Below are 26,513 nucleotides of genomic sequence, written 5' to 3'. Positions count from 1 at the left end.
ACTGCCGCCGCGAACCTAAGCCTCTGCAAGCTCAACCAAACCCAAAAATGTAGTGGTAACACTCGCGCCGGTGCGTGCATGTCATTGAACAAAAATGCCTTTTCCAAAAGCACTGTTCAAGTTGGGTCTTGATCAGGCGCCGGTCGATGTCGGCGGGGCTGTCTTCATAGCGGCGGCCTGCCGTCACCAGCGGGCCATATTCGGTGAAGGTGCCGGGATCGCACAAGTCGGCGATGTTCTCGCGCGCGGTGCGCTTGCCTTTGGCGTGGCGCTTGGCGACGATATCGGCCCGGCCTGCGTCCGAGACCAGCGCGTGCATCGCGCACACACGCTCGATATCGGCGCGCGGCGTATCGGGATCGAACGCCTGCACCTCGTCGGCATCGTCGGCAAGCCCGTCGTCCGGGGCCAGCGTGGCGAGCAGCGCGTCTTCCTGCACCACGTCGCCCGCACCATGCAGCACGGCGCCGATCGTGCCCGCAACCGGCGCGATGATCGCGTGCTCCATCTTGAGCGCCTCGATCACCGCGAGCGTCTGCCCCTTGCGCACCGTGTCGCCCGCCTGAACCGGAACGGCAACGAGCGTGCCGACCATCGGCGCGCGCACGGCGGCAAAGCCGTCGGGCACGTGGGCCTCGGGTGCGGCGGAAACAGGGCCGCCGGGGCGAGCGGATAGCACGGCGAGCGGATCGATCGAACCGGCCGAAGCGACGGCGTGCGCGTTCTCGAACGCGCGGCTCGCACCGACCAGCGCGGCAGCGTGGCGTTCGACGAAGCGGGTATCGAAATCGCCATGGGCCACTTCCGGCCGGTCCAGCAATGCCTTCAGCAGCGCGACGTTGGTGCCGATGCCTTCGATGCGGCATTCGTCGAGCGCGCGCCGTGCCTTGCCCATGGCCGCGCCGATGTCTGGGGCACTGACGATCAGCTTGGCGAGCAACGAGTCGTACCGGGGACTGGGCGCGTAGCCCGTCTGTCCGTGCCCATCCACCCGCACACCGCGCCCCGATGGCATTTCATAGCGCGCGATCATGCCGCCCGTTGGCCGCGCCTGCCCGCCCTCGTCGAGCGTTTCCATGTTGATGCGCATCTGTACCGCGGCGGCCATCGGCGGACGCGTTGCTGCGTCGTGAAGGCCGAGGTCCTCGAGCGCCGCCCCCATAGCCAAGGCGAGTTGCACGCGCACGAGGTCGATCCCGGTCACTTCCTCGGTCACGGTGTGTTCGACTTGGATACGCGGGTTCGCTTCGATGAACACGAAAGGATGGGGCGCGTCCGGGCGGAGGTCGGCGAGGAATTCGAACGTGCCGATGCCGCGATAGTTGGCCGCGCGGGCCAGCGTCAGGGCGGCTTCCAGAATGGCGGCACGTACTGCAGGATTCAGGCCGATGGCCGGGGCGATCTCCACCAGCTTCTGGCGCTGGCGTTGCAGGCTGCATTCGCGGTCCCACAAGTGCAGCACCGCGCCCGCACCATCGCCGACCACCTGCACTTCGACGTGGCGGGCGAGCGGGAGGAAGGCTTCGACATAGAGGTCGCCGTTGCCGAAGGCCGTGCGCGCTTCGGAACTGGCGCGTTCGAAGGCATCGGTGAGATCGGCAGCGTTTTCCACCGCGCGCATTCCGCGCCCACCGCCTCCGGCAAGCGCCTTGAGCATGACCGCGCCACCCGAGCCGAGCCCGGCGAGGAACGCAGCGGCCTCGTCGCGCGTGACCGCGCGGCTGAGGCCGGGCAGCACCGGCACGCCGCAGCGTTCGGCGAGGGCCCGCGCTGCCGCCTTGTCGCCGAACAGGTCGAGCGTTTCGGGCGCGGGGCCGACGAAGGTTACACCCGCCGCCGCACAGGCGCGCGCGAAGGTGGCGCTTTCGCTGAGGAAGCCATAGCCGGGGTGGACCAGATCGCAGCCTTCCGCCTGCGCAACGGCGAGCAGCGCCGCCTCGTCTAGATAGGCTGCCGCGCCCTGACCCGGCAGTTCGCAAGACGCATTACCGGCGCGCACGTGCCCTGCGTGGCGATCGTCTACGGGATGGACCATGACCGTGGCGATGCCCATTTCCGCAGCGGTGCGCGCCACCCGGATGGCGATTTCGCCGCGATTGGCGATCAATACCTTACTGGCCACTTGTCCCTCTTCCGCTCTTGTCCGGGCGTCTGCGCGCCTGTCGAGCGACAGTCTTACCCCGCGGCCCCGCAGTGCAAAGCGCGTTTTGGGATTTTCAACCTGGGGAAAGAGGTGGTCAACCCGCGGTAGGCCAGACCAGCGCCACGCGCAGGCCCATGACCAGCGCGTTGTGCAGGCCCGGGTCCCAACCGGGATGGACGATATACTGGAGATCGGGCTGGACGCTGATCCAGCCGGCAAGATTGTGGGCCATTGTCAGTTCGATGGCGGTTTCGGCATGGCGGGTGCGTTCTAGCGGAAACAGCGTGCGCCGCAGCGGGCCTCCTGCGCGCACCTGCGCAATGGCGAGGCCGAAACGCACATCCTTGACATCGAGCGCCAGCCCGCCGCTGAGCGAGGCCGCCACGGGATTGGCGCGTGCATCGGCCAGTCCCACGCGCGCCCAGCCCGAGAGCGCGCCGCGCAACGGCCCTTCGACCAGCGCATAGGCGCCTTGCGAACGCACGCGCGGCTTGCCCGGAACAATCGCATCGAAGCGCGTCGTATAGGTCCATGCGCCGAGCTGGAACTGGCCAGAGCCCACCGGCACTTCCACTTCGCCGACAAGCAGCGCGCCGGTCGTTCCCGGCAGACGTACGGCGGGAAGGCGCGGATCGTGGTGTGCGCCCGCCACTGCATCGAACACGCCGAAGCGCGCCTGCACACCCTTTTCGCGCCCGATCAGCGCGACCACCGCGCTGGCCGTCATCGGAAATATCGACGGGCCGTTGAGCCCGCTCTGCGAGAAGTCGGGGCCGATGCCGTGGGCGCTGTTGAGGAACAGGCTGCCGATTTCCTGCACGTCGAATTCGCTGTTGAGGTCGATCTGCCCTGCCTTGAAGGCAAAGGCGGGTGAGGCGCGCCATTGCGCCCAAGCTTCGTAGACATGGGGGCGGGTTTCGGCCTGGACGTTACTGACGGTCTGGAAATCGCCGACCGCCTTGCCCGAAAAGTCGGGTCCGTGGGTTGCCATGACATCGACATGGATGGTCAGGCTCGGGACATCGAGCGCGGCGCCGTCGACGTCTGCCCACAGGTCCGCGCGGGCCATCAGCGCGGCGTCGCGATCTACCCCGCCATCGACCACGCCTAGCGCGTCGGCGGTGTAGCTGGCGCCCCATTCCACGGGGCGCGCGGTCGCGCTGGCCGGAGCCAGAAACGCGGCGGCGATGAGCCATGGCAGGGCGCGACGAATCATGCGGCGGTTATCTACGCGCGGAGCAAACGTCGCGCCACAGCGCGCCTCCGTGCGAATGCGGAGCGGCCAGCCATGGTGGTGGCAAGTTCTGCGGCAGGCGCTTATGCCCGATCGCAGGAGGCGCGCTGTGTGACGGGGATCGAGGAACAGATGCTGCCGGGGCTTGCCGCCGCGACGTTCGCGGGGCTGGTCGTCGGTGTGGAGCGGGGGTGGAGCCAGCGCGACCGCGCGCCAGGAACGCGCGTGGCGGGGGTCCGCACCTTCGGTTTGCTCGGGCTGGTTGGCGGGCTTGCCGGACTGTTGCCCGACAGCGTCGCTGCGGCGCTGGTGCTGGGAGCCGGACTATTGCTGGTCGTTGGCTACCGCAGCGAAGCCCATGCACCCGCCCGTTCGGCGACGACGGCGGTGGCCGGAATCGTCACGCTCGCGCTGGGCATGGCGGCGGTGCGCGCCGGGCCTGGCCTTGCGCTGGGCGGCGCGGCCGTGGCCTTCGCGTTGCTGGCGTCGCGGCCTGCGCTGCATCGCGCGCTGGTGGGGCTGAGCGGCACCGAGATCGAGGCTGCCTCCCGCTTTCTGCTGATCGCGCTGCTTGTGCTGCCTCTGCTGCCGGACCGGGACTACGGCCCGTTCGATGCGTGGAATCCGCACAAGATCTGGATGGTCGTGGTGATCGTCGCAGGTCTGTCCTTTGCCGGATATGCTGCGGCGCGGCGCTGGGGCAGCAAACGCGGGTTGTTGCTCGTTGCGGCCACGGGCGCGATCGTTTCGTCGACTGCCGTTACCGCCGATTTCGCGCGCCGACTGCGCACCCAGCCCGAATCGCGCGGGGCGCTGGTCGCGGGGATTGCGCTCGCTTCGATCATCATGTTCGTGCGCGTGCAGGTGTTGACGCTCGTGTTGGTGCCGCGCGTTCTTCCGGGCCTTTCGCTGGCGCTGGCACCCGCAACGCTGGTCGCCGCAGGCTTTGCGGTCGCGGCCTGGCGCGGGCAGGCAAGCGGGCCGGGCGCACAAGTGCAGCTTGGCAATCCGCTCGATTTCCGACCCGCATTGGTCCTGGCCGCGATGGTCGCGGTGTTCTCGCTGGTCGCGCGCTGGTCGCTGGCGCGATATGGCGATGCGGGCATCGCGGCGGTGCTGGCGCTGACTGGCATGATGGACGTCGATGCGGCGGTGCTGACGCTCGCCGGGCTCGCCCCCGGGACCCTGCACGACTATGACGCGGGGCTGCTGCTGGCCGGGCCGGTGCTGGCCAACACGCTGGCGAAGGCGGTCATGGCGATGGCGATAGCTCCTGGTCGCGATGGTTTACGCGCGGCTGCGCCGCTGCTCGCTTCGCTCGTCGCATCCGGTGCGGGCGTGGCGTTTCTTGTGCTGCATCGGTGAACGAAAGCGTGATTCGGGAAGGGATTTTACGCAATAAATCCTCAGAATGTCACATTTGTAACCATTGTTCGCTTCGCTGAGTGATAAATTTCCAGTCTTGTGAGGCGGTTGACATGGCGGTGTTGCGCCAACGCACCAACGCTCCCGAAACGCAGCACACCTGTCTTTTTTGCTGGTCAATACGCACAAGGGCGATATTGTTTGCGCACCGTCAAAGACGTTCGCCCGGCGCGGTCTTGGGAGAGGATGCGAAAAAATCGCACCGCGCCGGGTGTTACGTCTCTTCCTTTTCCGTCGTCGGTTGCGCGCGCCTTGCAATAGGGCAAATGCTGCGCATTCCTGATCCGGATCGCCGGGGGGAGGAAGCATGAGCCTGGGCATGGCGGCGCTCTATGCGCTGTCGCTGATTGTCGTGCTGTTCGTCATCGCCGCCACGGTGGAAGCCGCGGCGCTGCGGATGCGCGCCCGCGCCCGGCTTCGCCATGCTGCCTACACCCTTGGCCTCGGCGTCTATTGTTCCAGTTGGACGTTCTACGGCGCGGTCGGCAGCGCGGTGCGCGAAGGGTGGAACTACCTGCCGATCTATCTTGCCCCGTGCCTAGTCATGCTGGCCGCGCCTGCGTTCCTGCGGCGGCTGGCCGATGCCGTGCACGACGAGCGCGCGACCACGATCTCGGATTTCATCGCAGCGCGCTATGGCCACGATCCCGGCATGGCGCGGCTGGTGACGATCACCGCGCTCTGCGGCATCGTGCCTTATGGCGCGCTGCAACTGCGCTCGATCGGCAGTGCCATAGCGGTGGTGTCGGATAGCGACGTGGCGGTGCCGGTGATGATCGCGGCCTCGGTCGTGCTGGCGCTGTTCGCGATCCTGTTCGGCGCGCGGCGCTATGAAGTGGCGGGGCGCAACGAAGGCCTGCTCTTCTCGATCGCGTTCGAATCCGCGATCAAGCTGGTGGCGCTGGTGCTGGTTGGCCTTGCCGCGTTCGCGGTGCTTCATGCAGCGCCCCCTGAACGGTTGAACCTGGCCATGGGCGATCTTGCTGCCCGCTTCGCGCCGGCGCATCTTTCGCTCGAATTCGCGGTGATCGCGGCCATTTCCGCGATGGCGATCCTCGTGCTGCCCCGCCAGTTCTTCATGGCGCTGGCCGAAGCGCAGGACAGCAGCGACCTGCCACGCGCCCGGTTCGGCATTGCCGCCTACCTCGCCGTCATGGCCGCGCTGATCGTGCCGATCGCGCTCGCCGGATTGGTCGCGCTGCCGCCATCTGCCTCGCCCGACCTGTTCGTGCTGGCGCTGCCCGCCGCCATCGACGCGCGTGGTATCGTCACCGCGGCGCTGCTGGGCGGCATCAGTTCGGCGGCGGCGATGATCATCGTCGATGCGGCTGCGCTGGCCACGATGGTCTCGAACGACCTGATCTTTCCGGCCGTGCTGCGCAGCGAAGGCGAGGGCGAGGACGCCGCGCGCGCGGGCGCGCTGGGGGCACGGATGCTGGCGGTGCGCCGCGTGGCGATCGTCGGCATCGTCGGGCTGGCGCTGGCCTGGGCGCTGCTGCTGCCGCCACGCAGTTCGCTCTCCTCGATCGGTCTCGTCGCCTTTGCCGCCATGGCCCAGTTCACCCCGCACCTCGTGCTGGGCGTGCTGCGCAACGGGCGCGATCCGTTGGCTGGGCGCGCCAGCCTCGCCACCGGCTTCATGCTGTGGCTGTGGACGCTGGCGCTCCCCCCCATCCTGCCGCCGGCCTGGCTGGAGGCGTTGCGCGGTACTCTGCTCGATCCGCTGCGGCTGTTCGGCATCGGCCATGCGCCGCCGCTGGTCCATGGCGTGTTGTGGAGCCTTTCGGCCAATCTCGTCATCCTGTTCGCGGCTTCGGCGGGGGGCGAGCGGCGGCGCGCCCTGCCGCGCCTTGGCCGTGCCCAGCGCCCGGTCCGCAACGTCGGCGAACTCGCCGTGCTCGCGGCGCGCTTCATCGGCGAGGAGCGCGCCGCTGAGGCCTTCCCGGACGAGACCCATGCCGCGCCCGTCGATCGCGCCTCCGCCCGTCGTGCCCAAGGCCTGATCGCGGCGGTGGTCGGTGCCTCATCGGCGCGCGCGCTGGTGGCCTCGGCTCTGGTCGGCGCACAACTGGGGCTCGACGACGTGACCCGGCTGCTCGATCAGGGCGGTCAATCGCTGCGCTTCTCGCGGCCCTTGCTGGCGGCGAGCTTCGAGAACCTGCCCTCGGGCATCAGCGTGATCGACGCCGAACTGAACCTCGTCGCCTGGAACGAGCGCTATGTGGCGATGTTCGACTACCCGCCGGGGCTCGTCCGCATCGGTGTGCCAGTCGCTGATTTGATCCGCCACAACGTGCTGCGCGGCGGCTTTCCCGGCCCGGTCGAAGCACAGGTCGAGCGGAGGCTTGCCCGGCTGCGCGCCCGCCAGCCCTATGTGTCTGAGCGCATCCGCCAGGATGGCCGTGTGATCAAGTCGGTCGGCGGTCCGATGCCGGGCGGCGGCTATCTCACCTCGTTCACCGACGTGACCGAGGAAGCGACGACGCGCGATGAACTGCGTCACACGCTCGACCAGCTCGAGACCCGCGTCTCCGACCGTACGCGCGAGTTGTGGGAGGCGAACCGGCGCCTCGCCGAATCCACGCGCGAGAAGACCCGCTTCCTCGCGGCCGCCAGCCACGATCTGCTCCAGCCGCTCCACGCCGCGCGGCTGTTCGCCAGTGCGCTGGACCGGCAGGTGCAGGGGACGCAGAAGCAACTGGTGTCCCGCGTCGAACGCTCGATCGTTGCCGCCGAAAACCTGCTGCGCGCATTGCTGGACATCTCCAAGCTCGATGCGGGCGGCATCCAGCCGAGCCCCGAGCCGGTCGCGCTGGGGCCGCTGCTGCGCGATATTGCGGAGGGTATCCGCCCGCTCGCCGAGGAGAAGGGCCTGCGCCTGCGCATCGGGCCGACGCCGCCCACCGCATGGGTCGTAACCGACCCCGGCCTGCTGCGCTCGGTTTTGCAGAATCTGCTGTCGAACGCGGTGCGTTATACCGAAGCGGGGGGCATTCTCGTCGGCCTGCGCCGCCGCGGCGGATCGTGGCGGATCGACGTGGTAGACAGTGGCGTTGGCATTCCCGAGGATCAACGCGGCGCGATCTTCTCCGAATTCACCCGGCTCGGCACCGTCGAGGCCGAAGGACTGGGGCTCGGCCTCGCCATCGTCGAGCGCATCGCGCGCCTGCTCGGCCTGTCGGTCGACCTCGCCTCGCGCCCCGGCCACGGCAGCCGCTTCAGCGTGGGCCTGCCGATGGCCGGCGCGCCGCGCGCCGGGAAGGCCGCGGAAACCGGCGTGACACTGCCGCCGCTGGCATCGCGCGCGCTCGACGTGCTGGTGGTGGACAACGATCCCGCGATCATCGAGGCGACCCGCGCCCTGCTGGAAGCAGGAGGTCACCGCGTCCACGGCGCGACGACGATCGCGGGCGCGGTGGCGCTGGCCGATCGCGTGGATGCCGCATTGGTCGACTACAATCTGGACAACGGGGAGGACGGCTTGACCCTCGTTACGCGGTTACGCCGCGAGCGCGCCGGGCTGCCCATCGCGATGATCACGGCAGACAGCGATCCCGAGCTTATCCGCAAGGCCCGCCGCCGCAAGATCGCCTTCTTCGCCAAGCCGGTCGATCCGGCCAGGATCGATGCGTTTCTGGCCGGATCGAGCGGAACGACGACCGAACTGGGCCGATCGCAGGGATCGGCCCGGGTGGACTGAACGGCTTACCAGCCGAAGGTGAATCCCACGCGCCCTGCGGTCTTGCCGCCACGGTTGAAGCCCGTCGCCACGCCACCGTTCACGGCAACGTGCTTGCTCAGCAGCGCGCCGAACTGGAGCGAGCCCGCGTGCGCGCCATCGTAGGTGGCAATGTTGCCCGAGAGGTTGAACTTCATGCCCGGCAGGAAGGTCGCCCCGCCCATTGCGACCGCCACGGCGGTCGAACTGGCGATCTTGGCGTCGAGCTTGTCGACGCGGCTCTGCAAGCCATCCAGCCGCGTCTTGAGCGCGAGGTCGCCGGCAATGCGCGCCGAAGCTTCGTTCTGAAGCTGGCCCAGGTTCACCGCATCGCCCGCTTCCTCACCGGCGGCGAGGCCCGTGATGCGGCTGCCGTTCATCTCGATGCCGTCGGTCACGGTGACGGTCGGCGTGACGAGGCCGTTTTCGTCCAGCTGGGTCAGTACTTCGGTCTGCACGTCCATCGACAGGGCGAACGGGCTGACGAACTGGTGCTCGGAATTTTCCAGCGCCAGCGTCGTCGCGCCCGGCTCTGCCACCAACGTGGCATTTCCGGTGATGCGACCGAAGACGATCTTGCCGTCGGTCGTACTGAACGTGCCCGCCAGCGCGGTCGCGTTGTTCTCGATGTCGGTGGGATCGATCGCGGAAAGGCGCAGCCTGCCGGTGGTGCCGTCACCGAAGTCGAAGTTGTCGTCGTCGATGGAAACACCGATGGACTTGGTCGTCAGCGACTTTACGTCGAAGCTCATGCCCGGCTTCGCAAGGAACTCGCCACTGTTGGTGTTCAGCGTCAGATCGATGTGGTTGTCGACCTGTGCGGCGACTTCGACGTCGATCTGATCGTTGAGCGGCGCCAGAATCAGGCTGGGATAGACGCCTCCGGTGGTGACGGAGAGGGCATCCACCTGAAGGCGGCCATCGAACGTCTGCGACGTGGTGCCGGTAAAGCGGATGTTTCCGGTTTCGGGGTCAACGGTGGATGCGATCGGATCGAGGACCTCGTTCGAAATCGTACCGATCACGGGGGTTTGACAAAAGCTTCCGGCCTGCGGCTGGCAGGTCAGGTTGAGCGGGATCTGGGACGGCACCGACTGCCCGTGCGCAGCGACCGAAAGCGCAGACGAAAGTATCGCACTGGAAATCAAACCAGCGCGTGAAACTGAATTGTAAAAAATCATAAGCCCCCCAATTGCACGCCAAAAGTATTGGCAAACGCCGCATGCATTATTTGTGGTGGAGGGAGCAAATGGTCTGCTGAAAAATTAAGCCAATATGGATATTTTCAGAGAGTTTTGTAATATTATTGGCTTACTGCGCCAGATCAAGCCCCAGAGACCGTGCCACTAGTGCCGCCTGCGTACGATTTCGGACGTCGAGCTTGCGCATGATTGCGGTCATGTGCGCCTTTACCGTCGCTTCGCTCATGCCCAGTTCGTGTGCGATCTGCTTGTTAAGCTTGCCGTCGAGCACGGCCAGCAGAACCTTGAGCTGCGTAGGGGTGAGGCCGGCTACTTCGTTGCGCACCTTGTCTACCGGATCGGCCTGCTTCGGCGCCAACGGCGTACCGCCCAGCGCAGCGGAGATCGTCTGTTCGATTCGGGCAAGATCGGCGTCCTTGCGCAGGAAGCCGATTGCGCCGAATGCGCGCGCCTCCTCCGCGGCATTCGCGCCTTCTGCGCTCGACACCACCAGGATGGGCACTTCGGGCCTTTCGGCATGCAGCAGCGCGATGCCGGAATAGCCGATCGCGCCCGGCATCTTGAGATCGAGCGTGATCAGGCGCAGGTCCGGCGCTTCGGACGCGGCCTTGGCGGCGGCAGCGAGCGTGCCCGCCTCGACCACCCGCGCGCCGGGCGCGGCGGCGTTCACCGCCAGGGCCAGCGCCTGACGAAACAGCGGATGATCGTCCGCAACCAGGATGGTTCCGCTCAAAGGTCCTCGATCCCGCAACCGTCCGACGCATGAAAGCGGTCGCTGCGCCGCCTTATCGCCATGCGAAGATGCGGAAAAGCGAAAACGCCCTGCCGACCGGATGCGCCGGTCAGCCTTGCCGTTGTCGCCACGCCTCGACGGCAGAAGGAATGTCGGCGAGGCTCCGGAAGCCGGAGATCCGCGTTCCGCGTCCATCGCGCACGCCGACATTGTTGCCCCCGGCCCAGATGTCGGTGCGCGACGGAAGGCTTGCGTCCAGCGCGGCGAGCACGGCCAGGGTGCGCGCCGGATGGTGCGCCAGCGAGAACGAGATGGCGACGATATCGGCATCGATGTCCTGCGCGGCGCGCACGACCTCGCTTTCGGGCAGGCCGGCGCCAAGATGGATCGCCCGGCAATCCTGCAACAGCAGCATGACTTCGACCATGGCGAGGCCGAGGACATGGGTTTCGCCCCGCGGCGTGCACAGAAGCACGCGCGGGCGCGCCTGTAGCGCATGGCCGAACGGCTGGAACAGCGTGCTGACGCACGCGCGCAATGTGCGTACCAGCAGGTCTGAAAAGACATGCTCCTGCGCGATCGTTACCCGCCCCTGCTCCCATGCGAGGCCTACCGCCGTGCACAGCGGTGCGCCCACGGTGACCACGAAATCTTCCAGCCCGTGCTCCACGACGTGGCTTTGCATGGCTGCTTCCACTTCGGCGAAAGCATTTGAGCCCAGCATCACGACATATTCGGCCACGGTCGTTGCAGCCGGGGTTGCGACGATCCCGGCAGGCGCGCGGGTGCGGTATTCCAGCAGCGCCGCCAGTTCGTCCTCCTCCAGTTCGAATAGGCGGGCCGGCGGTTCGCCCAGCGCGATCAGGCGGCGGATCGAACGCAGGCGGCGCACCTGCCAGTCGGGAAAGTAGGAGTGGCCCTCGTCGCTGTGTTCCATGGCGGGAAAACCGCTCTGGACTTGCCACAGCCGTAGCAGTTCGGGCGATAGCCCGGTTTCCCCGGCCAGATCGAACAGGTCCCCGGGCACATTCTGCAATTTCATCGGCCCGCTCCCTGCGACGCGACTTATTGCGCGCGGATAGTATTGCCGAAGCGGGACAAAGAAATCGCAGTTCTCTCCAATTTGGAGAAATGGTCCGGAGCCGCCATCGCAGTCATCGTTTGCGACGGCGGCGCCGGACAGGACGGGATCAGGCCGTCGCTGGTTGCGGACGATTGGCCAGCAGGTTGTCGACCACCGAAGGGTCGGCCAGCGTTGAGGTATCCCCCAGATTGGAAACGTCGTTTTCGCCGATCTTGCGCAGGATGCGGCGCATGATCTTGCCCGAACGGGTCTTGGGCAGGCCCGGCGCGAACTGGATCACGTCGGGCGTGGCGATCGGGCCGATTTCGTGGCGAACCCACGCGATCAGTTCCTTGCGCAAGGCTTCGTCGGGCTCGATCTCGGCATTGCAGGTGACAAAGGCGTAGATGCCCTGACCCTTGATGTCGTGCGGCATGCCCACCACGGCGGCCTCGGCTACCTTGGGGTGCGCCACCAGCGCGCTTTCGATTTCGGCGGTGCCCATGCGGTGGCCCGACACGTTGATCACGTCGTCGATGCGCCCGGTGATCCAGTAATAGCCGTCCTCGTCGCGGCGGCAACCGTCGCCGGTGAAGTACATGCCCTTGAACGTGCTGAAATAGGTCTGGAAGAAGCGTTCGTGATCGCCCCAGACGGTGCGCATCTGCCCCGGCCAGCTGTCTGTGATGACCAGGCAACCATCGGTCGCGCCTTCGAGGAAATGGCCGTCGTTGTCGACGAGAGCAGGCTTCACGCCGAAGAACGGGCGGCTGGCCGAGCCGGGCTTGAGCGGCGTCGCGCCGGGCAGGGGCGTGATCATCGCGCCGCCGGTCTCGGTCTGCCACCAGGTATCCACGATCGGGCAGCGGGCATCGCCCACCACCTTGTGGTACCATTCCCAAGCCTCGGGATTGATCGGTTCGCCGACACTGCCCAGCAGGCGCAGGGTCTTGCGGCTGGTCTTCTTCACCCAGTCGTCGCCTTCGCGCATCAGTGCGCGCAGCGCGGTGGGAGCACCATAGAAGATCTCGACGCCGAACTTGTCGACCACCTGCCAGAAGCGGCTGGGATCGGGGAAGTTGGGCACGCCTTCGAACATCACCGTGGTCGCGCCGTTCATCAGCGGGCCGTAAACGACGTAGGAATGGCCGGTGACCCAGCCGATGTCGGCCGCACACCAGTAGATCTGGCCCGGGCGGTAATCGAACACGTATTGGTGTGTCATCGATGCCCACACCGAATAGCCGCCGGTGGTGTGCAGCACGCCCTTGGGCTTGCCGGTCGAGCCAGAGGTATAGAGGATGAACAGCGGGTCTTCGGCGTTCATTTCCTCAGGCGCGCAGTCGGGCGACTGCTGCGCCACGGCGCTGGCCCAATCGACATCGCGGCCCTCGACGAAAGCCACGTCCGCGCCGGTGCGGCGCAGGAGCACCACGGTATCGACCGCAGGGCACTGCTTGAGCGCTTCATCGACATTGGCCTTCAGCGGAACCTTCTTGCCGCCGCGCAGGCCTTCGTCGGCGGTCAGCACGATGCGGCTGTCGCAATCGGTGATGCGGCCCGCGAGCGCATCGGGGCTGAAGCCTGCGAACACGATCGAATGGATCGCGCCGATGCGCGCACAGGCGAGCATGGCGACGGCGGCTTCGGGCACCATCGGCAGGTAGATGGTGACGCGTTCGCCCTTCTGGACGCCGCGCGCCTTGAGCAGGTTGGCGAAGCGGCAGACGTCTTCGTGGAGCTGGCGATAGGTGATGCGGCGCTCCGCGTCGGTCGGGCTGTCGGGCTCCCACAGGATCGCTATGTCGTCGCCACGTTCGCTTAGGTGTCGATCAAGGCAGTTTGCAGCGAGGTTGAGCGATCCATCCTCGAACCAGCGAATCCCGAAATCGGCCTCGTTGAACGAGGTGTTCTTCACCTTGGCGAAGGGCTTGATCCAGTCGATGCGCTTGCCATGCTCGGCCCAGAATTCGTCAGGATTTTCAATCGACTGGCGGTACATCTCGAAGTACCGGGCCTCGTCGACCAGCGCGTTTTCGGCCCAGCTCTCGGGCACGGGATAGACTGCTTCGCCCATTTGCACAGGACTCCTCTCGTTTATTCGTTTGGCTCAGCGATACCGCAGGCACGCGCCGATGCGCGGCTAGACCTTGGTCGTAGATATAAGACCAATCGCGCTCTGGTTGCCAAGGCCCGGACCGGGAAAAGAGGGATCATCTACCGGCAATGTGTCCCGCAAGATGGACACTTGAGGAGAGGGGTCCATGAAGGTTTCCACGCTATCCTTGCGCGCGCTGTTGATGGCGGGCGCACTTGGCTTCCCGGCGCTGGCCGAGGCGAAGACTGCCCGCGAGGCTGCGCTTGAAGCACGGCTGGAGCGGCTCGAGAACGAGATGCTGGCGCTCAAGGCCGATCTGCAGGCCGCGCGCCAGCAGCAGGCGGATGCCGCCCAGACCGCCAGCGCCGTGCAGGCGCAGGCGATTGCCGCCACTGCGGCCAAGGCCGAAGCGGTCGAGCAGCGCGTCGCCACGCTGGAGACGAAGCCCGCCGCGCCCGCCGAAGGCTTTCGCGACGGCAACACCACGATCAGGCTGGGCGGCTATCTCAAGCTCGTTGCCACCAACAGTCGGTTCAGCGGCGGCGAACTTGCCAACAACACGCAGGGGCGCGATTTCTGGCTGCCGCAGGCGATCCCGGTGGGCACCGGCCCCGCCGCGCGCGATCAGGACTTCAGCGCGCGCCAGACCCGGCTGTGGCTGAACTTCGCTTCCGAAGTCGCCGGGCATTCGGTGAAGGGCTATGTCGAGACCGACTTCGAGACAACGGCCAGCACATCGGCCAACGTCGCAGGCGGCGGCAACCAGCGCACCACCAACGGCTATACGCTGGCACTGCGCCGCGCGTGGATGCAGGTGGACAAGTGGACCTTCGGCCAGGACTGGACGACCTTCCAGTACACCGGCGCGCTGCCCGAAAGCACCGACTATGTCGGCACCACCGAAGGCACCGTCTTCGTCCGCCAGCCGCTGGTGCGCTATTCGCAACCGCTGTCGAAGGAGCTGACGCTCCACGTCGCGGCGGAGAATCCCGAGACCGCGTCGGCCACGCTTGGCGCGCCTGCACTGACCGAGAACGGCGACGATCGCCTGCCCGACGCCACCGCGCGCCTCGCCTATGCGGGCAAGATCGGTGAACTTTCGCTGGGCGGGCTGGCGCGCGAACTGCGCGTGCAGAACGGCGCGTTGAAGGATACCCGCTTCGGCTGGGGCGTCAGCGCGGCGGGCAAGCTGTTCCTGAGCGACGACAAGGTCAGCGACCTGCGCTTCATGGCGACGTACGGCAATGGTGCGAGCCGCTACATCGGCGTCAACTTCGCGCCCGACGCGGTGCTCGATCCCGCGACCGGCCAGTTGCACGGCGTGTCCACCTTCGCCGCGATGGCCGCGCTGCGGGTCGGCATCAGACCGGGCCTGCGCGCCAACCTGATGGGCAGCTACCAGCACGTCAGCTACGCCGGTGACATCGCCGAAGCCAGCATTGCCGCCTACAACCGCGATGCGTGGAGCGTGGCGGGCAACCTGTTCTGGTCGCCGGTCAAGAACATCGACCTCGGCGTCGAGCTGCGCCACGGCCAGCGCAGCCTCGTGAACGGGCAGAGCGGCAAGCTCGACAGGATCGAATTCGCCGCCAAGTACGGCTTCTGATAAAAATAAAAATGGAGAGGACCATGTCACACCTAGCGGACGATTTTACCGCCCTGCCACGACACCACCAGGCGACGCACAGCGAAAAGCTGATCATCACCGCCTCGTCGTTGGGCACGGTGTTCGAATGGTACGATTTCTATCTCTATGGCCTGCTGACCTCGATCATCGCGGCCAAGTTCCTGACCGGGCTGAACCCCACCACCTCGTTCATCATGGCGCTGCTGGTGTTTGCGGCAGGCTTCATCGTGCGCCCGTTCGGCGCGCTGGTGTTCGGCAAGATCGGCGACACGTTCGGGCGACGCTATACCTTCATCATCACCCTGCTGGTGATGGGGCTTTCCACCTTCCTTGTCGGTTGCTTGCCGACCTACGAGACAGTCGGCGTCGCCGCGCCGATCATGCTGGTGGTGCTGCGCATGTTCCAGGGCCTTGCGCTGGGCGGGGAATATGGCGGTGCCGCCACTTACGTTGCCGAGCACGCGCCCGACAACAAGCGCGGGCTCTACACCAGCTGGATCCAGATCACCGCGACCGCGGGCCTTGCCATGGCGCTGCTGATCGTCATCACCGTGCGCTCGCCGGTGACGGGCGTGGGCGAAGAGGCGTTCAAGGCCTGGGGCTGGCGCGTGCCCTACCTGCTGTCGGGACTGTTTCTGTGCGTGGGCCTGTGGCTGCGCCTGAAGTTGCACGAAAGCCCGGTGTTCCAGAAGATGAAGACCGAAGGCACCAACTCGAAGGCGCCGTTGACCGAAGCGTTCGGAGAATGGAAGAACCTGAAGATCGTGCTGATCGCCTTCTTCGGCGCGATCATGGGGCAGGCAGTGGTGTGGTACACCGGCCAGCTCTATGCGATGTATTTCCTGGAAAAGATGCTCAAGGTCGATGGCATCCAGGCCAATACGCTGACGATCATCGCGCTCGTCATGGCAACGCCGTTCTTCCTGTTCTTCGGCTGGCTGTCGGACAACGTCGGGCGCAAGCCGATCATCCTCGGCGGTGCGGCGCTCGCGGCGGCAACGATGTTCCCGGTGTTCCACGCGCTGACCGAAGCGGCCAACCCCGCGCTCGCCCATGCGCAGGCCAATGCCCCGGTCAAGGTCACCGCCTATGCGGGCGAATGCTCCTCGCAATTCGATCCCGTCGGCGCCAACAAGTTCGACGCCACCACCTGCGACATCGTCAAGAACGCCCTCGCCAAGGCGGCGGTGAACTACGAAAACGTCGCCGCACCTGCCGGTACCATCGCATCGGTCACCATCGGCGGAACAACCATCGTCGCCCCCGATCCGGCCACGGTTTCGGGCGAAGACCGCAAGAAGGCCATCGCTGCGTTCACCGCCAAGGTCGTGGGCGCGCCGGAAGTGAAGGCGGCGCCCGCGACGGCCGACAAGCCTGCGGTCGAAGCCAAGCCCGCCGTCATCGGCGAACTGGCCAAGGTCGGCTACCCGGCCAAGGCGGACCCGGCGCAGATGAACAAGCCGCTGGTCGTCGCGCTGCTGTTCTACCTCGTGCTGCTGGTGACCATGGTCTACGGCCCGATCGCGGCGATGCTGGTAGAACTGTTCCCCAGCCGCATCCGCTACTCGTCGATGTCGCTGCCCTATCACATCGGCAATGGCTGGCTGGGCGGCCTGCTGCCCGCCATCGGCTTTGCCATGGTGGCGGCCAACGGGGACATTTACCACGGCTTCTGGTACCCCGTGGTGGTTGCGGCAGCGACCGTGGTGATCGGCCTGATCGCGCTGCCCGAAACCTACAAACGCACCATCGACGGATGAGGAGCGACGACTAAAGTCTGACTACCAATCGCGCCCCGCGCTTGCGAGGAGCGTAATCGACGAAGCAATCCGGAGTCGGAACAAAACCGCCCCGGATTGCCGCGCTCCCTTCGGTCGCTCGCAATGACGAAGGAGAGCGCGAAGGACGAGGGACAGGACATGAGCGAAGCCTACGCCAAGGCATGGCGCGACAGCATCAACCAGCCAGAGCACTTCTGGTCGCAGGCGGCGCAGGCGGTGGACTGGATGTCCCCGCCTGCCCGTTCCTTCGATGAAGCCGAAGGCTGGTATCCTGGGGGCACGCTCAATACCTGTCACAATTGCGTCGACCGCCACGTCGCGGCGGGGCGCGGCGGCGTTACCGCGCTCGCCTACGATAGCCCGGTCACCGGCGTCGTGCATCGCTACAGCTATGCCGAACTGCTCGATGAAGTGGGCCGCGTCGCGGCCATGCTCGCCGCGCTGGGCGTGGCCAAGGGCGACCGGGTCGTCCTCTACATGCCGATGATCCCGCAGACGGTGTTTGCCATGCTCGCCTGCGCCCGATTGGGCGCGGTGCATTCAGTGGTGTTCGGCGGCTTTGCCCCGCTGGAACTGGCCAAGCGTATCGACGATGCCAGCCCAACGCTGCTGCTCACCGCTTCTTGCGGCATCGAGGGCGCGCGTACCATTCCCTACAAGCCGCTGGTGGACGAGGCGCTGCGCCTCGCGCACCATCAGGTCGAACGCGTCGTGCTCTTCCAGCGCGACACCGGGCCGGTCGCGGATATTTCCTCCCCCCGCGATCTCGACTGGGACACCCTGCGCGCCGCCACGCACAGCGATCCCGCGCCCGCCCCGGTCGAGGTCGCATCCTCCGATCCGCTCTACATCCTCTACACCTCGGGCACGACCGGCACCCCCAAGGGCGTTGTGCGCGATAATGGCGGCCACGCGGTCGCGCTCGCGTGGTCGATGGCCAATATCTATGACATCGGCGCTGGTGACGTGTTCTGGGCGGCGAGCGACGTGGGCTGGGTCGTGGGACATAGCTACATCGTCTATGCCCCGCTGCTGGTCGGCGCGACCACGGTGCTGTTCGAGGGCAAGCCCATCGGCACCCCCGATCCCGGCACCTTCTGGCGCACCATCGACCGCCATGGGGTGAAGACCTTCTTCACCGCCCCCACCGCGATCCGCGCGGTGCGCAAGGAAGACCCGGACGCGACCTTTCTCAAGGAAATCGGCACGGGCCAATGCCGGACGATCTTCCTGGCCGGCGAACGCGCCGATCCCGATACCATCGGCTGGCTGGAGGACAAGTCGGGACTGCCGGTGATCGACCACTGGTGGCAGACCGAACTTGGCTGGCCCGCGCTGGCGAGCTGCGTCGCGCTGGGCGACTTGCGCCGCAAGCGCGGCAGCGCGGGCTTTCCCGTGCCGGGCTACGAATTTGCCGTGGTGGATGAAGGCGGCCATCCGGTCGAAACCGGCCAGAGCGGCGCTGTCGTGATCCGCGCGCCGCTGGCACCGGGCGTGTTCCGCACGCTGTGGAACAACCACGCGGGCTACCAGAAGAACTTCGCGACCTTCCCCGGCTGGTATGAAACCGGCGATGCCGGCTTCATCGACGATGAAGGCTTTGTCCACATCATGGGCCGCACCGACGACATCATCAACGTCGCCGGGCATCGCCTGTCGACCGGGCAGATGGAGCAGATCGTCGCCAGCGTCGATGGCGTTGCCGAAGGCGCGGTGATCGGCGCGGACGATGCGATCAAGGGCATGATCCCGGTCGCCTTCGTCGTGGCGCGCGCAGGCGTGGAAAGCGAACAGGCGCTGCACGATGCGGTGATCAAGGCGGTGCGCAGCGAACTGGGCGCGGTCGCCGCGCTCAAGACCTGTTACGTCGTGCCTGCGCTGCCCAAGACGCGCTCCGGCAAGATCCTGCGCAACCTGCTGCGCAAGATCGTCAATGGCGAAGCGGTAGCAATCCCACCGACCATCGACGATCCCGCCGTGCCCGACATGCTGCTGGCGCGGGTGAGGGCGCACGCGGAAGTCTGAGGCGCAGAACCTACGCGGCGGCGAGCGGCAGGTCCAGCCGGACGGCAAAGCCTTGCGGCGAAGGCTCGATCGTGCAGGCGCCGCCGATCTCGGCCAGCCGTTGTGCAAGGTTGCCAAGGCCGTTGCCGCCGCTGACCTCACGCCGCGTTTCGGCGACCAGGCCGCGTCCGTCGTCGCGCACCAGCAGGCTCAGCCGATCGCCTTCGATCGTCGCCGAGACGGTGACGCGGCTGGCGCCTGAATGGCGAATGGCGTTGGTAACCACCTCGCGCAGGGCGGAAACCAGCGCCTTGTGCCGGGCATATTCGACGATGCGGTCCTCCGCATCCTCCGCAAGGTCGGGCGGCCAGTCGAGCGTGATGCCTGCCGCTGCCAGTCGTCCGCTCGCTTCGTAGCGGCAGTCGGCCAACACCAGCCCCAGCGGCTGCGCGTGGCCGGCAAGGCTCGAGACCATCGCCCGGATCTCGCCTAGCGCCTGCTGCACGTCGCCGCGCACGTGCGCCAGGTCTTCGCGGTGGAGGCCTGTCAGCAGCAGGCCGGACACGTCATCGTGCAGGTCGCGGGCAATGCGCCGCCGCTCCTCGGTGGCGCCGCGCGCATAGGCGGCGCGCGCTTCCTCCGCGCCTTCGAGCAGCGCCACCAGTTCACGCGATGTGGCAAGGTCCGCCGGCGTGAACAGCTTTGCCCCGTTTCCGGCATGGCGGAGCAGGAGCGCCGATTCTCCGGCGGCGGCGGGAAGCGCCAGTGCTTCGCCGCCGTCGAGCAGCTGTGGCACAGGCACTGGCATGGGGGCCGAGCCGATCTCGAGTGGTTGGTAGAGCCGATCGAGCAGCGTCCGCCACGCCGCGCGGCGCTGCGCCGTGTCTGGGGCGAAGGCTACTTCGCCTGCCATGCGGAACAGTTCGGGCCCGGTCAGCGCCTGGCTGCGGTTGATCCGGCTCCACAAGGCGCCGCGCAGCGGGACGTAGAGGTAGCCGACCGCGAGCAGCGCCAGCGCCAGCGCGACGGGCTTTGCCAGCGCCAGCAGGTTGACCAGCAGCGCATCGGCCACCAGCAGCGCCAGCGTCGCGCCTGCGCCCAGCGCCAAGCGGTAGCTCCAGGCATCGAGCACGAACAGCCGTCGTCCGGCGATGCCGAATGCGATGCCGCCATAGGCCATCAACAGCGGCACGATGGTCGATCCGTCCGACCCGAGCGAGGGCACGCCCAGCAATACCGGCGCGGCCATGCCGATGGTGACGAAAGCGCCCCCGGCAAAGGTGGTGGCCCCGATCCACCGCAGCGTGGCGCGGCTGCCTGCATCGCCCGCCGCCCGACGGTATTGCACCAGCAGCAGCAGCGGCAGCCCCAGCGTGGGCAGCACCAGCAGCGCGTAGAAGCTCTCCAGCGGGAGCACCGCAAGGCCTTGCAGCACGCCTGCCACCGCGCCCGCCGCCACCAGAACGGGGCCGATCCAACGCGGTGCAAGCGTGCGGGGCGTGTAGAGAAACAGCGCCAACAGCGCGACCGCGCTGACGTTCGAGCCGAGGACGTTGAGCGTCATCATGGCGCGCAGCATGTCGCCCGGGGCGGTCAGGTCTCGCGTATCGAACACCGCGCCGGAAAGCCCGGCCATCGCCACGCCCGCGCAGCTCAGGCCGAACATCCGCGCGCGCAGATCTCCGGGCACGGCCGAAGTGCGGACCCATGCGCCGAGCAGGCCGATCACGACCGCCTGCAGGCTGAGCAACCAGAAGTTGTGCGGCAGGTCCATGAGCCGCCGATGGGCGGGGGCCAGCGGCGCGGCGGCGCCCGCCACGGTGACGGTTGCCCCCGGCGCGGAGGCCAGCGCGACGATAGCGTCGCGCTCTGCATAGAAGCGCGCCACCGCTGCTCTGTCGCCATCGGGCACGAAGTCGGACTGGAACGTGCGCGCCGGCGCCTCGATGCTCCACGCTCCCGCCGCGATCCGCACCGGCGTTTCGGGCGGAACCTGCGTCGCGTGCCCTTGCTGCAGCGTCACGAGGATAGCTGCGCCTTCTCGGCTGGCAGAAATGCCATAGACCGGGATCGACAGCGCCGCGAGCAGAGCGACGAGGAACAGCGCGAAAAGCAGGTGGCTTTCGATCAGCAGGCGCAAGCCCGGACGGCGCGGCCTTTCGCGCTGCGCCGTCGCGCTTTGGCCCACCGTGCCGTGCATCGCGCCTCAGCCGATCTCCACCACCACGCGACCGCGCACCTTGCCGGCAAGGATCTGCGGGCCGAGGTCGATCACCTGTTCCAGACCGACGGTCGTGATCATCGCTTCAAGCTTGTCGAGGTCAAGTTCCTTCGCCAGCCGCTGCCACGCTTCGAACCGGCGCGGACGCGGGCAGTGCACGGATTCGATGCCGAGCAGCCTGATCCCGCGCAGGATGAACGGCGCGACTGAACCGGGCAGGTCCATGCCCTGCGCGAGGCCGCAAGCTGTGACCGCGCCATCGTACTTCGTCTGCGCCAGCACGTTGGCAAGCGTGTTCGAGCCGACCGAGTCGACCGCGGCTGCCCAGCGTTCGGCTCCGATGGCGACGGGCTTGCCCGAAAGTTCGTCACGGTGGATCACTTCGGCCGCGCCCAGACCCTTGAGATAGTCGGCCTCGTCGGTGCGGCCCGTCGAGGCGATGACGTGCCAGCCCGCCTTGGCCAGCAGCGCTATCGCCACCGAGCCGACGCCGCCCGCCGCGCCCGTGACCAGCACCGGGCCATCGGCGGGGCGCACGCCCGCAGCATCGATCGCCATGACCGAGAGCATCGCGGTATAGCCTGCCGTGCCGATCGCCATTGCCTGACGTGCGGTCAGCCCTTCGGGCAGGGGAACCAGCATTCGGGCGGGCACGCGGCTCTTTTCGGCATAGCCGCCCAGATGCGTCTCGCTGGTGCCCCAGCCATTCAGAAGCACCTTGTCGCCTGGCTTGTAGTCGGGGCTGCTTGAGCTTTCGACCACGCCTGCGAAGTCGATGCCGGGGATCATCGGATAGCGCCGCACGATCGGTGCTGCCCCGGTCATGGCAAGGCCATCCTTGTAGTTGATGGTCGAATGGCTGATGCGCACGGTCACTTCGCCGTCCATCAGCTCGCTTTCGGGGAAGTCCTTGAGCGCGACGGTCTGTCCGTTTTCGCCCTTTTCGATCACGATGGCCTTCATCGTTTCAAACTCCTCTCACAATTTCGACTTGCGATCTTGCAGCACCATTTCGGCGCCCTTGTCCGCGATCATGATCGTCGGTGTATTGGTGTTGCCCGACGTTATGGTGGGCATGACCGAGGCGTCGATGACGCGCAAGCCTTCGATGCCGATCACGCGCAGCCGGGCATCGACCACCGCCGCCGGATCATCGGGGCGGCCCATTCTGGCGGTGCCGACGGAGTGGAAGATGGTTGTGCCGATGTCGCCTGCCGCTTTCGCCAATGCCGCTTCGTCATCGCCGACAGAGGGGCCAGGCAGCCATTCGGCAGGGGCGTAGCGGGCGAGCGCCGGTTGTCCCATCAGCTTTCGCGTGACCCGGATCGCGTCGGCGGCGACCTGGCGGTCTTCTTCGGTGGAAAGGTAGCCGGGCGCGATCACCGGCTTGTCGGCGGGATCGGCCGAACGCAGCCGGACTTCCCCACGCGAAGTCGGGCGCAGGTTGCAGGCCGAAACGGTGATCGCGGGGAAGCGGTGCAGTGGGTCGCCGAACCGGTCGAGCGAGAGCGGCTGGACGTGGAACTGGATGTTGGCGCGCTCGTGATCGGGCGAGGAGCGCGTGAAAAGACCGAGCTGCGAGGGCGCCATCGTCAATGGGCCGGTGCGCCAAAGCGCATATTCGACGCCCATCCACGCGCGCCGGGCGAGGTTCCAGTAGGTCTCGTTGAGTGTGCGCACGCCCGAAACGGTGTAGATCGCGCGCTGTTGCAGGTGATCCTGCAAGTTGCGGCCCACGCCCTGCCGGTCGAGCGCGGGCGCGATGCCGTGGCGGGCCAGCTCCTCGGCGGGTCCGATGCCCGAATGCTTCAGGATCTGCGGGCTGGCGACGGCGCCCGCACACACGATCACCTCGCCCCGGCAGTGTGCTTCGAAGGCGTGGCTACCGCGCCGAAACTGCACGCTGCGCGCGCGGCCCTGTTCCAGCCCCACGCGTTCGACCAGCACGCCCGTTTCCAGCCGTAGATTCTGCCGCTTCAGCACGGGCTTGAGGAACGCGGTTGCCGATGACCAGCGCCGTCCCCGCTTCTGGTTGACGTGGAAGTAGCCGGCGCCTTCGTTGTCGCCGGTGTTGAAATCCGTCACCGAGGCCACGCCCATCTGGTTGGCTGCGTGAGCCACGGCGTCGAGCACGTCCCAGCGCACGCGCGGCGGCTCCACCCGCCATTCGCCCGTCGTGGCATGATGCTCGCTTGTCCCCAGGAAATGGTCGTCCAGCCGGCGAAACACCGGGGCGACCTCCCGCCAGCCCCAGCCATCCAGGCCCAACTGTCGCCAGTGATCGTAGTCCGCCGCCTGCCCCCGCATCGAGATCATGGCGTTGATCGCCGAGCAGCCACCGATGACCTTGCCGCGCGGGTACTTGAGCGAGCGGCCATTGAGGCCCGGTTCGGCCTCGGTCTCGAACATCCAGTCGGCGCGCGGATTGCCGATCGCGAAGAGGTAGCCGACCGGGATGTGAAACCAGATCCAGCCGTCGCGCCCGCCCGCCTCGAGCAACAATACGCGCGCCGAAGGATCGGCGGACAGGCGGTTGGCGACAACACAGCCAGCGGACCCGGCGCCGACGACGATATAATCCCATTCGCCTTCCAGCGGCTGCCGCTCTGCGCGCAAGTCTCTCTCCGTGCGGGCCGATGTCGCATCGACGGTTGATTAATCGTCCGGTTAAGAACACTGATGGTGCCACGAATCAACCGGCATCCATGCGCAGTGGCGTAGGACCGGAAACGGAGAGGCGCCAGAACGTGACTGTCAGCGATACCACCCCCGTCATTGTCGGCGTAGGCCAATTCGTCGAACGGATCGACGCGCCCGATTACGCAGGTCTTTCGTTTGCCGACTTGTCCGAGCGCGCTGCCGCCGCCGCCATCGCGGATGCGGGCGCGGACATTGCCGGACGGATCAAGGCGGTGGGATCGGTGCGCACCTTTGAAGAATCGGGGGCGATGCAGGTGCCGTTCGGCCGCGCCGAGAAGATGCCGCTGGCGGTCGCACGCCGCCTCGGGCTCAAGCCCGATGTTGCCATCCTGCACAAGGTGGGCGGGCAATCGCCGTTGGCGCTGATCGCGGATCTGGGTGAAAAGATCGCGTGCGGCGAGGTGGAAGGCGCACTGGCCTTCGGCAGCGAGGCGATCTCGACCGTGCGCCACCTTCTGGCCAAGGGTGAGAACCGCGACTGGGCCGAGCATGACGACGGCGAGATGATCGACATGGGGATGGGCTTCGAAGGCACGCTGTCGCCTGTCAGCATGGCCCATGGCATCCGCGCGCCCGTCGTCGCCTATGCCCTGTGTGAGAATGCGCGCCGGGCCCGGCTGGGTCTGTCGCGACAGGATTATGCGCTTGAGATGGGCAAGTTGTTCGCGCCGTTCACCGACGTTGCGGCGCGCAACCCTTACAGCTCGGCCGCGGTCAAGCCGATGAGCGCGGAGGAGATTGCGACGGTCAGCGAGCGCAACCGCATGATAGCCGATCCCTATCCGCTCAAGATGGTGTCGCGCGATCAGGTGAATCAGGCCGCGGCCGTGGTGCTGATGTCGGTCAAGGCCGCGCGCGAGGCGGGCGTGCCGGAAGACAAGTGGGTCTATCTCCACGGCGCGGCGCTCGCCACCGAGCGCGAGATCCTCGACCGGCCTGCGGTGGATGCCTACCCTGCGGCGAAGGGTGCGATTGATTCCGCTTTCGCCACGGCCGGCAAGAGCGCCGACGACATGGCCGCATTCGATTTCTATTCGTGCTTCCCGATCCCGGTGTTCAATGCGGCGGTCGAATATCTCGCACTGTCACCGGAAGATCCGCGTGGGCTGACCGTGACCGGCGGGCTTCCTTACTTCGGCGGGGCGGGCAACAACTATTCGATGCACGCCTTTGCCAGCATGACCGAGCGACTTCGGCAAAAGCCGGGCAGCTTCGGCTTTGTGGGCCTGAACGGCGGTTTTCAGTCGAAGTACGGTGCGGCGATCCTGTCGACCAGCCCCCGCGAATGGCCCGGCTGCGAGACGAAATCGGTGCAGGACAAGCTCGACGCCGTGCCCAAGCCTGTGCTGGCAGAAAAGCCAGCGGGCGCGGGGACGGTCGGCACTTATACCGTGGTCTATGCCAAGGCCGATCCGGTGCAGGCGATCGTGATCGGCGATCTGGAAAGCGGCGGACGGTTCATTGCCGAAAGCCGTGATCCGGCAACCATCGCCGCGATGATCGAGAGCGATCCGCTCGGCCGGGCGGTGACAGTGACGCCGGACGAAAAGCGCAACGGTTTCGTGCTGGCCTGAGGAGAGACAAGACCGATGACGAGCCGCCCCGATACCACGATCATCGCCATCCACGGCAAGACCCCGCGCATTCACGACAGCGCGTTCATCGCGCCGGGCTGCCGCATCATCGGCGATGTCGAGATCGGGCCTGACGTGTCCATCTGGTACAACTGCGTGATCCGCGCCGACGTCAACCGCGTGGTGATCGGCGCGCGCAGCAATATCCAGGACGGCACCGTCATCCACTGCGACAGCCCGGAGCCGAAGTTTCCCAACGGCTTCCCGACGATCATCGGCGAGGACGTGCTGGTGGGCCACATCGCCATGATCCACGGCTGCACGATCGAGGATCGCGGCTTTGTCGGCCTATCTACCACGGTGATGAACGGCTGCGTGATCGAAAGCGACGGCATGCTGGCGGCAGGCGCGCTGCTGACGCCCAACAAGCGGATCGGTACGCGCCAGCTTTGGGGCGGGCGCCCGGCTGCCTACATGCGCGACCTGACCGATGAGGCCATCGCGGGCATGCGCGCGGGCGTGGCGCACTACGTCGAGAACGGCCGCGCGCACAAAGCCGCGGTGGAGGCCGCTGGCCTGCGTTAAGATGAAGGATTGGTCGGGGAGATAGGATTCGAACCTACGACCCTCTGCTCCCAAAGCAGATGCGCTACCAGGCTGCGCTACTCCCCGACGGCTCGCCGCATGACACTGGCGGGCGATCGAGTCAAATCGTGTCTCGCGCGAGGCTGCTCGTGTGCGGCGCCCCACACGATCGCGCGCGTGCAGAGTCGGGTGCGGCTAGGTATTCTTATGGGCGCGATTGTTTCTTGAACTGATCGAGAATCTGTTCGGCGGTCCTCGGCGACAAGCGGACCGATTTAGACCCAAGTTGAACAGTGCCGGCGGAACACGCAGGGAACGCGAGCTGGTAAGTATTTGATTTTGCTAGGCGTGGGTTTGGGGGCAAAACCGGATGTGCTAACAACATTTTGCCTGTAACTGGCCGTT

At 66.8% G+C, this 26,513-nt stretch carries 16 protein-coding genes and 1 tRNA gene; 7 read left to right on the top strand and 10 right to left on the bottom strand.

From position 1 onward, the window contains the following. Positions 1–31 precede the first annotated feature (31 nt). Positions 32–2,122: an ATP-binding protein gene (locus tag K3A84_RS19970; RefSeq protein ID WP_225011251.1), complete on the bottom strand. Its 2,091-nt coding sequence runs from the start codon at positions 2,120–2,122 to the stop codon at positions 32–34. Positions 2,123–2,237: 115 nt separating this feature from the next. Beyond that, on the bottom strand, positions 2,238–3,359 hold the full coding sequence (locus K3A84_RS19965) for a carbohydrate porin (RefSeq protein WP_225011250.1): 1,122 nt from the start codon (positions 3,357–3,359) through the stop codon (positions 2,238–2,240). 129 nt (positions 3,360–3,488) lie between these two features. Here K3A84_RS19965 and K3A84_RS19960 point away from each other — a divergent pair, with 129 nt between their 5' ends. Then, positions 3,489–4,742 carry an MgtC/SapB family protein gene (locus K3A84_RS19960; RefSeq protein ID WP_225011249.1) on the top strand — a complete coding sequence of 418 codons (1,254 nt, stop codon included), beginning with the start codon at positions 3,489–3,491 and terminating at the stop codon, positions 4,740–4,742. A gap of 367 nt (positions 4,743–5,109) precedes the next feature. Then, complete coding sequence (locus K3A84_RS19955; RefSeq protein WP_225011248.1) at positions 5,110–8,502, top strand: hybrid sensor histidine kinase/response regulator; 3,393 nt, start codon at positions 5,110–5,112, stop codon at positions 8,500–8,502. Positions 8,503–8,507: 5 nt separating this feature from the next. On the opposite strand, the gene K3A84_RS19950 is transcribed toward K3A84_RS19955, so the two are convergent. The 4 genes from K3A84_RS19950 to acs form a co-directional block, all read right to left on the bottom strand. Then, positions 8,508–9,545: a hypothetical protein gene (locus K3A84_RS19950; RefSeq protein ID WP_225011247.1), complete on the bottom strand. Its 1,038-nt coding sequence runs from the start codon at positions 9,543–9,545 to the stop codon at positions 8,508–8,510. A 286-nt stretch (positions 9,546–9,831) separates the two neighbouring features. Further along, the gene (locus K3A84_RS19945; protein ID WP_225011246.1) at positions 9,832–10,455 is read right to left on the bottom strand and encodes a response regulator transcription factor; all 624 of its coding nucleotides are present in this window, start codon (positions 10,453–10,455) and stop codon (positions 9,832–9,834) included. Between the two features lie 109 nt (positions 10,456–10,564). Beyond that, positions 10,565–11,497 carry a MerR family transcriptional regulator gene (locus K3A84_RS19940; RefSeq protein ID WP_225011245.1) on the bottom strand — a complete coding sequence of 311 codons (933 nt, stop codon included), beginning with the start codon at positions 11,495–11,497 and terminating at the stop codon, positions 10,565–10,567. A gap of 148 nt (positions 11,498–11,645) precedes the next feature. Beyond that, the gene (gene acs, locus K3A84_RS19935) at positions 11,646–13,595 is read right to left on the bottom strand and encodes an acetate--CoA ligase (RefSeq protein ID WP_225011244.1); all 1,950 of its coding nucleotides are present in this window, start codon (positions 13,593–13,595) and stop codon (positions 11,646–11,648) included. Positions 13,596–13,782: 187 nt separating this feature from the next. Here acs and K3A84_RS19930 point away from each other — a divergent pair, with 187 nt between their 5' ends. The 3 genes from K3A84_RS19930 (at position 13,783) to K3A84_RS19920 (ending at position 19,049) form a co-directional block, all read left to right on the top strand. Beyond that, positions 13,783–15,222 (top strand): DcaP family trimeric outer membrane transporter, encoded by a 1,440-nt coding sequence (locus K3A84_RS19930; RefSeq protein ID WP_225011243.1) that lies wholly within the window; start codon positions 13,783–13,785, stop codon positions 15,220–15,222. Between the two features lie 23 nt (positions 15,223–15,245). Next, positions 15,246–17,003 (top strand): MFS transporter, encoded by a 1,758-nt coding sequence (locus K3A84_RS19925; RefSeq protein ID WP_225011242.1) that lies wholly within the window; start codon positions 15,246–15,248, stop codon positions 17,001–17,003. Between the two features lie 159 nt (positions 17,004–17,162). Continuing rightward, positions 17,163–19,049 (top strand): AMP-binding protein, encoded by a 1,887-nt coding sequence (locus K3A84_RS19920; RefSeq protein WP_225011241.1) that lies wholly within the window; start codon positions 17,163–17,165, stop codon positions 19,047–19,049. Between the two features lie 10 nt (positions 19,050–19,059). Here K3A84_RS19920 and K3A84_RS19915 read toward each other — a convergent pair whose 3' ends face one another. From K3A84_RS19915 to K3A84_RS19905, 3 genes are read right to left on the bottom strand one after another with little or no spacing between them, the layout of a single operon-like run. After that, complete coding sequence (locus K3A84_RS19915; RefSeq protein WP_225011240.1) at positions 19,060–21,228, bottom strand: sensor histidine kinase; 2,169 nt, start codon at positions 21,226–21,228, stop codon at positions 19,060–19,062. A 6-nt stretch (positions 21,229–21,234) separates the two neighbouring features. Then, positions 21,235–22,212 carry an acrylyl-CoA reductase (NADPH) gene (gene acuI, locus K3A84_RS19910; protein ID WP_225011239.1) on the bottom strand — a complete coding sequence of 326 codons (978 nt, stop codon included), beginning with the start codon at positions 22,210–22,212 and terminating at the stop codon, positions 21,235–21,237. A 15-nt stretch (positions 22,213–22,227) separates the two neighbouring features. After that, positions 22,228–23,865 carry a GMC family oxidoreductase gene (locus tag K3A84_RS19905; protein WP_225011238.1) on the bottom strand — a complete coding sequence of 546 codons (1,638 nt, stop codon included), beginning with the start codon at positions 23,863–23,865 and terminating at the stop codon, positions 22,228–22,230. 131 nt (positions 23,866–23,996) lie between these two features. On the opposite strand from K3A84_RS19905, the gene K3A84_RS19900 reads away from it, so the two are divergent. Then, positions 23,997–25,523 carry an acetyl-CoA acetyltransferase gene (locus K3A84_RS19900; RefSeq protein ID WP_225011237.1) on the top strand — a complete coding sequence of 509 codons (1,527 nt, stop codon included), beginning with the start codon at positions 23,997–23,999 and terminating at the stop codon, positions 25,521–25,523. 15 nt (positions 25,524–25,538) lie between these two features. After that, positions 25,539–26,108, top strand: a complete 570-nt coding sequence (locus K3A84_RS19895; RefSeq protein WP_225011236.1) for a gamma carbonic anhydrase family protein — start codon at positions 25,539–25,541, stop codon at positions 26,106–26,108. A 10-nt stretch (positions 26,109–26,118) separates the two neighbouring features. On the opposite strand, the gene K3A84_RS19890 is transcribed toward K3A84_RS19895, so the two are convergent. Continuing rightward, positions 26,119–26,195, bottom strand: a tRNA-Pro gene (locus tag K3A84_RS19890). Positions 26,196–26,513 lie beyond the last annotated feature (318 nt).

This window comes from Novosphingobium percolationis (genome assembly GCF_020179425.1).
Lineage (GTDB): Bacteria > Pseudomonadota > Alphaproteobacteria > Sphingomonadales > Sphingomonadaceae > Novosphingobium > Novosphingobium percolationis.
This window is presented reverse-complemented; position numbering and strand designations above follow the sequence as displayed.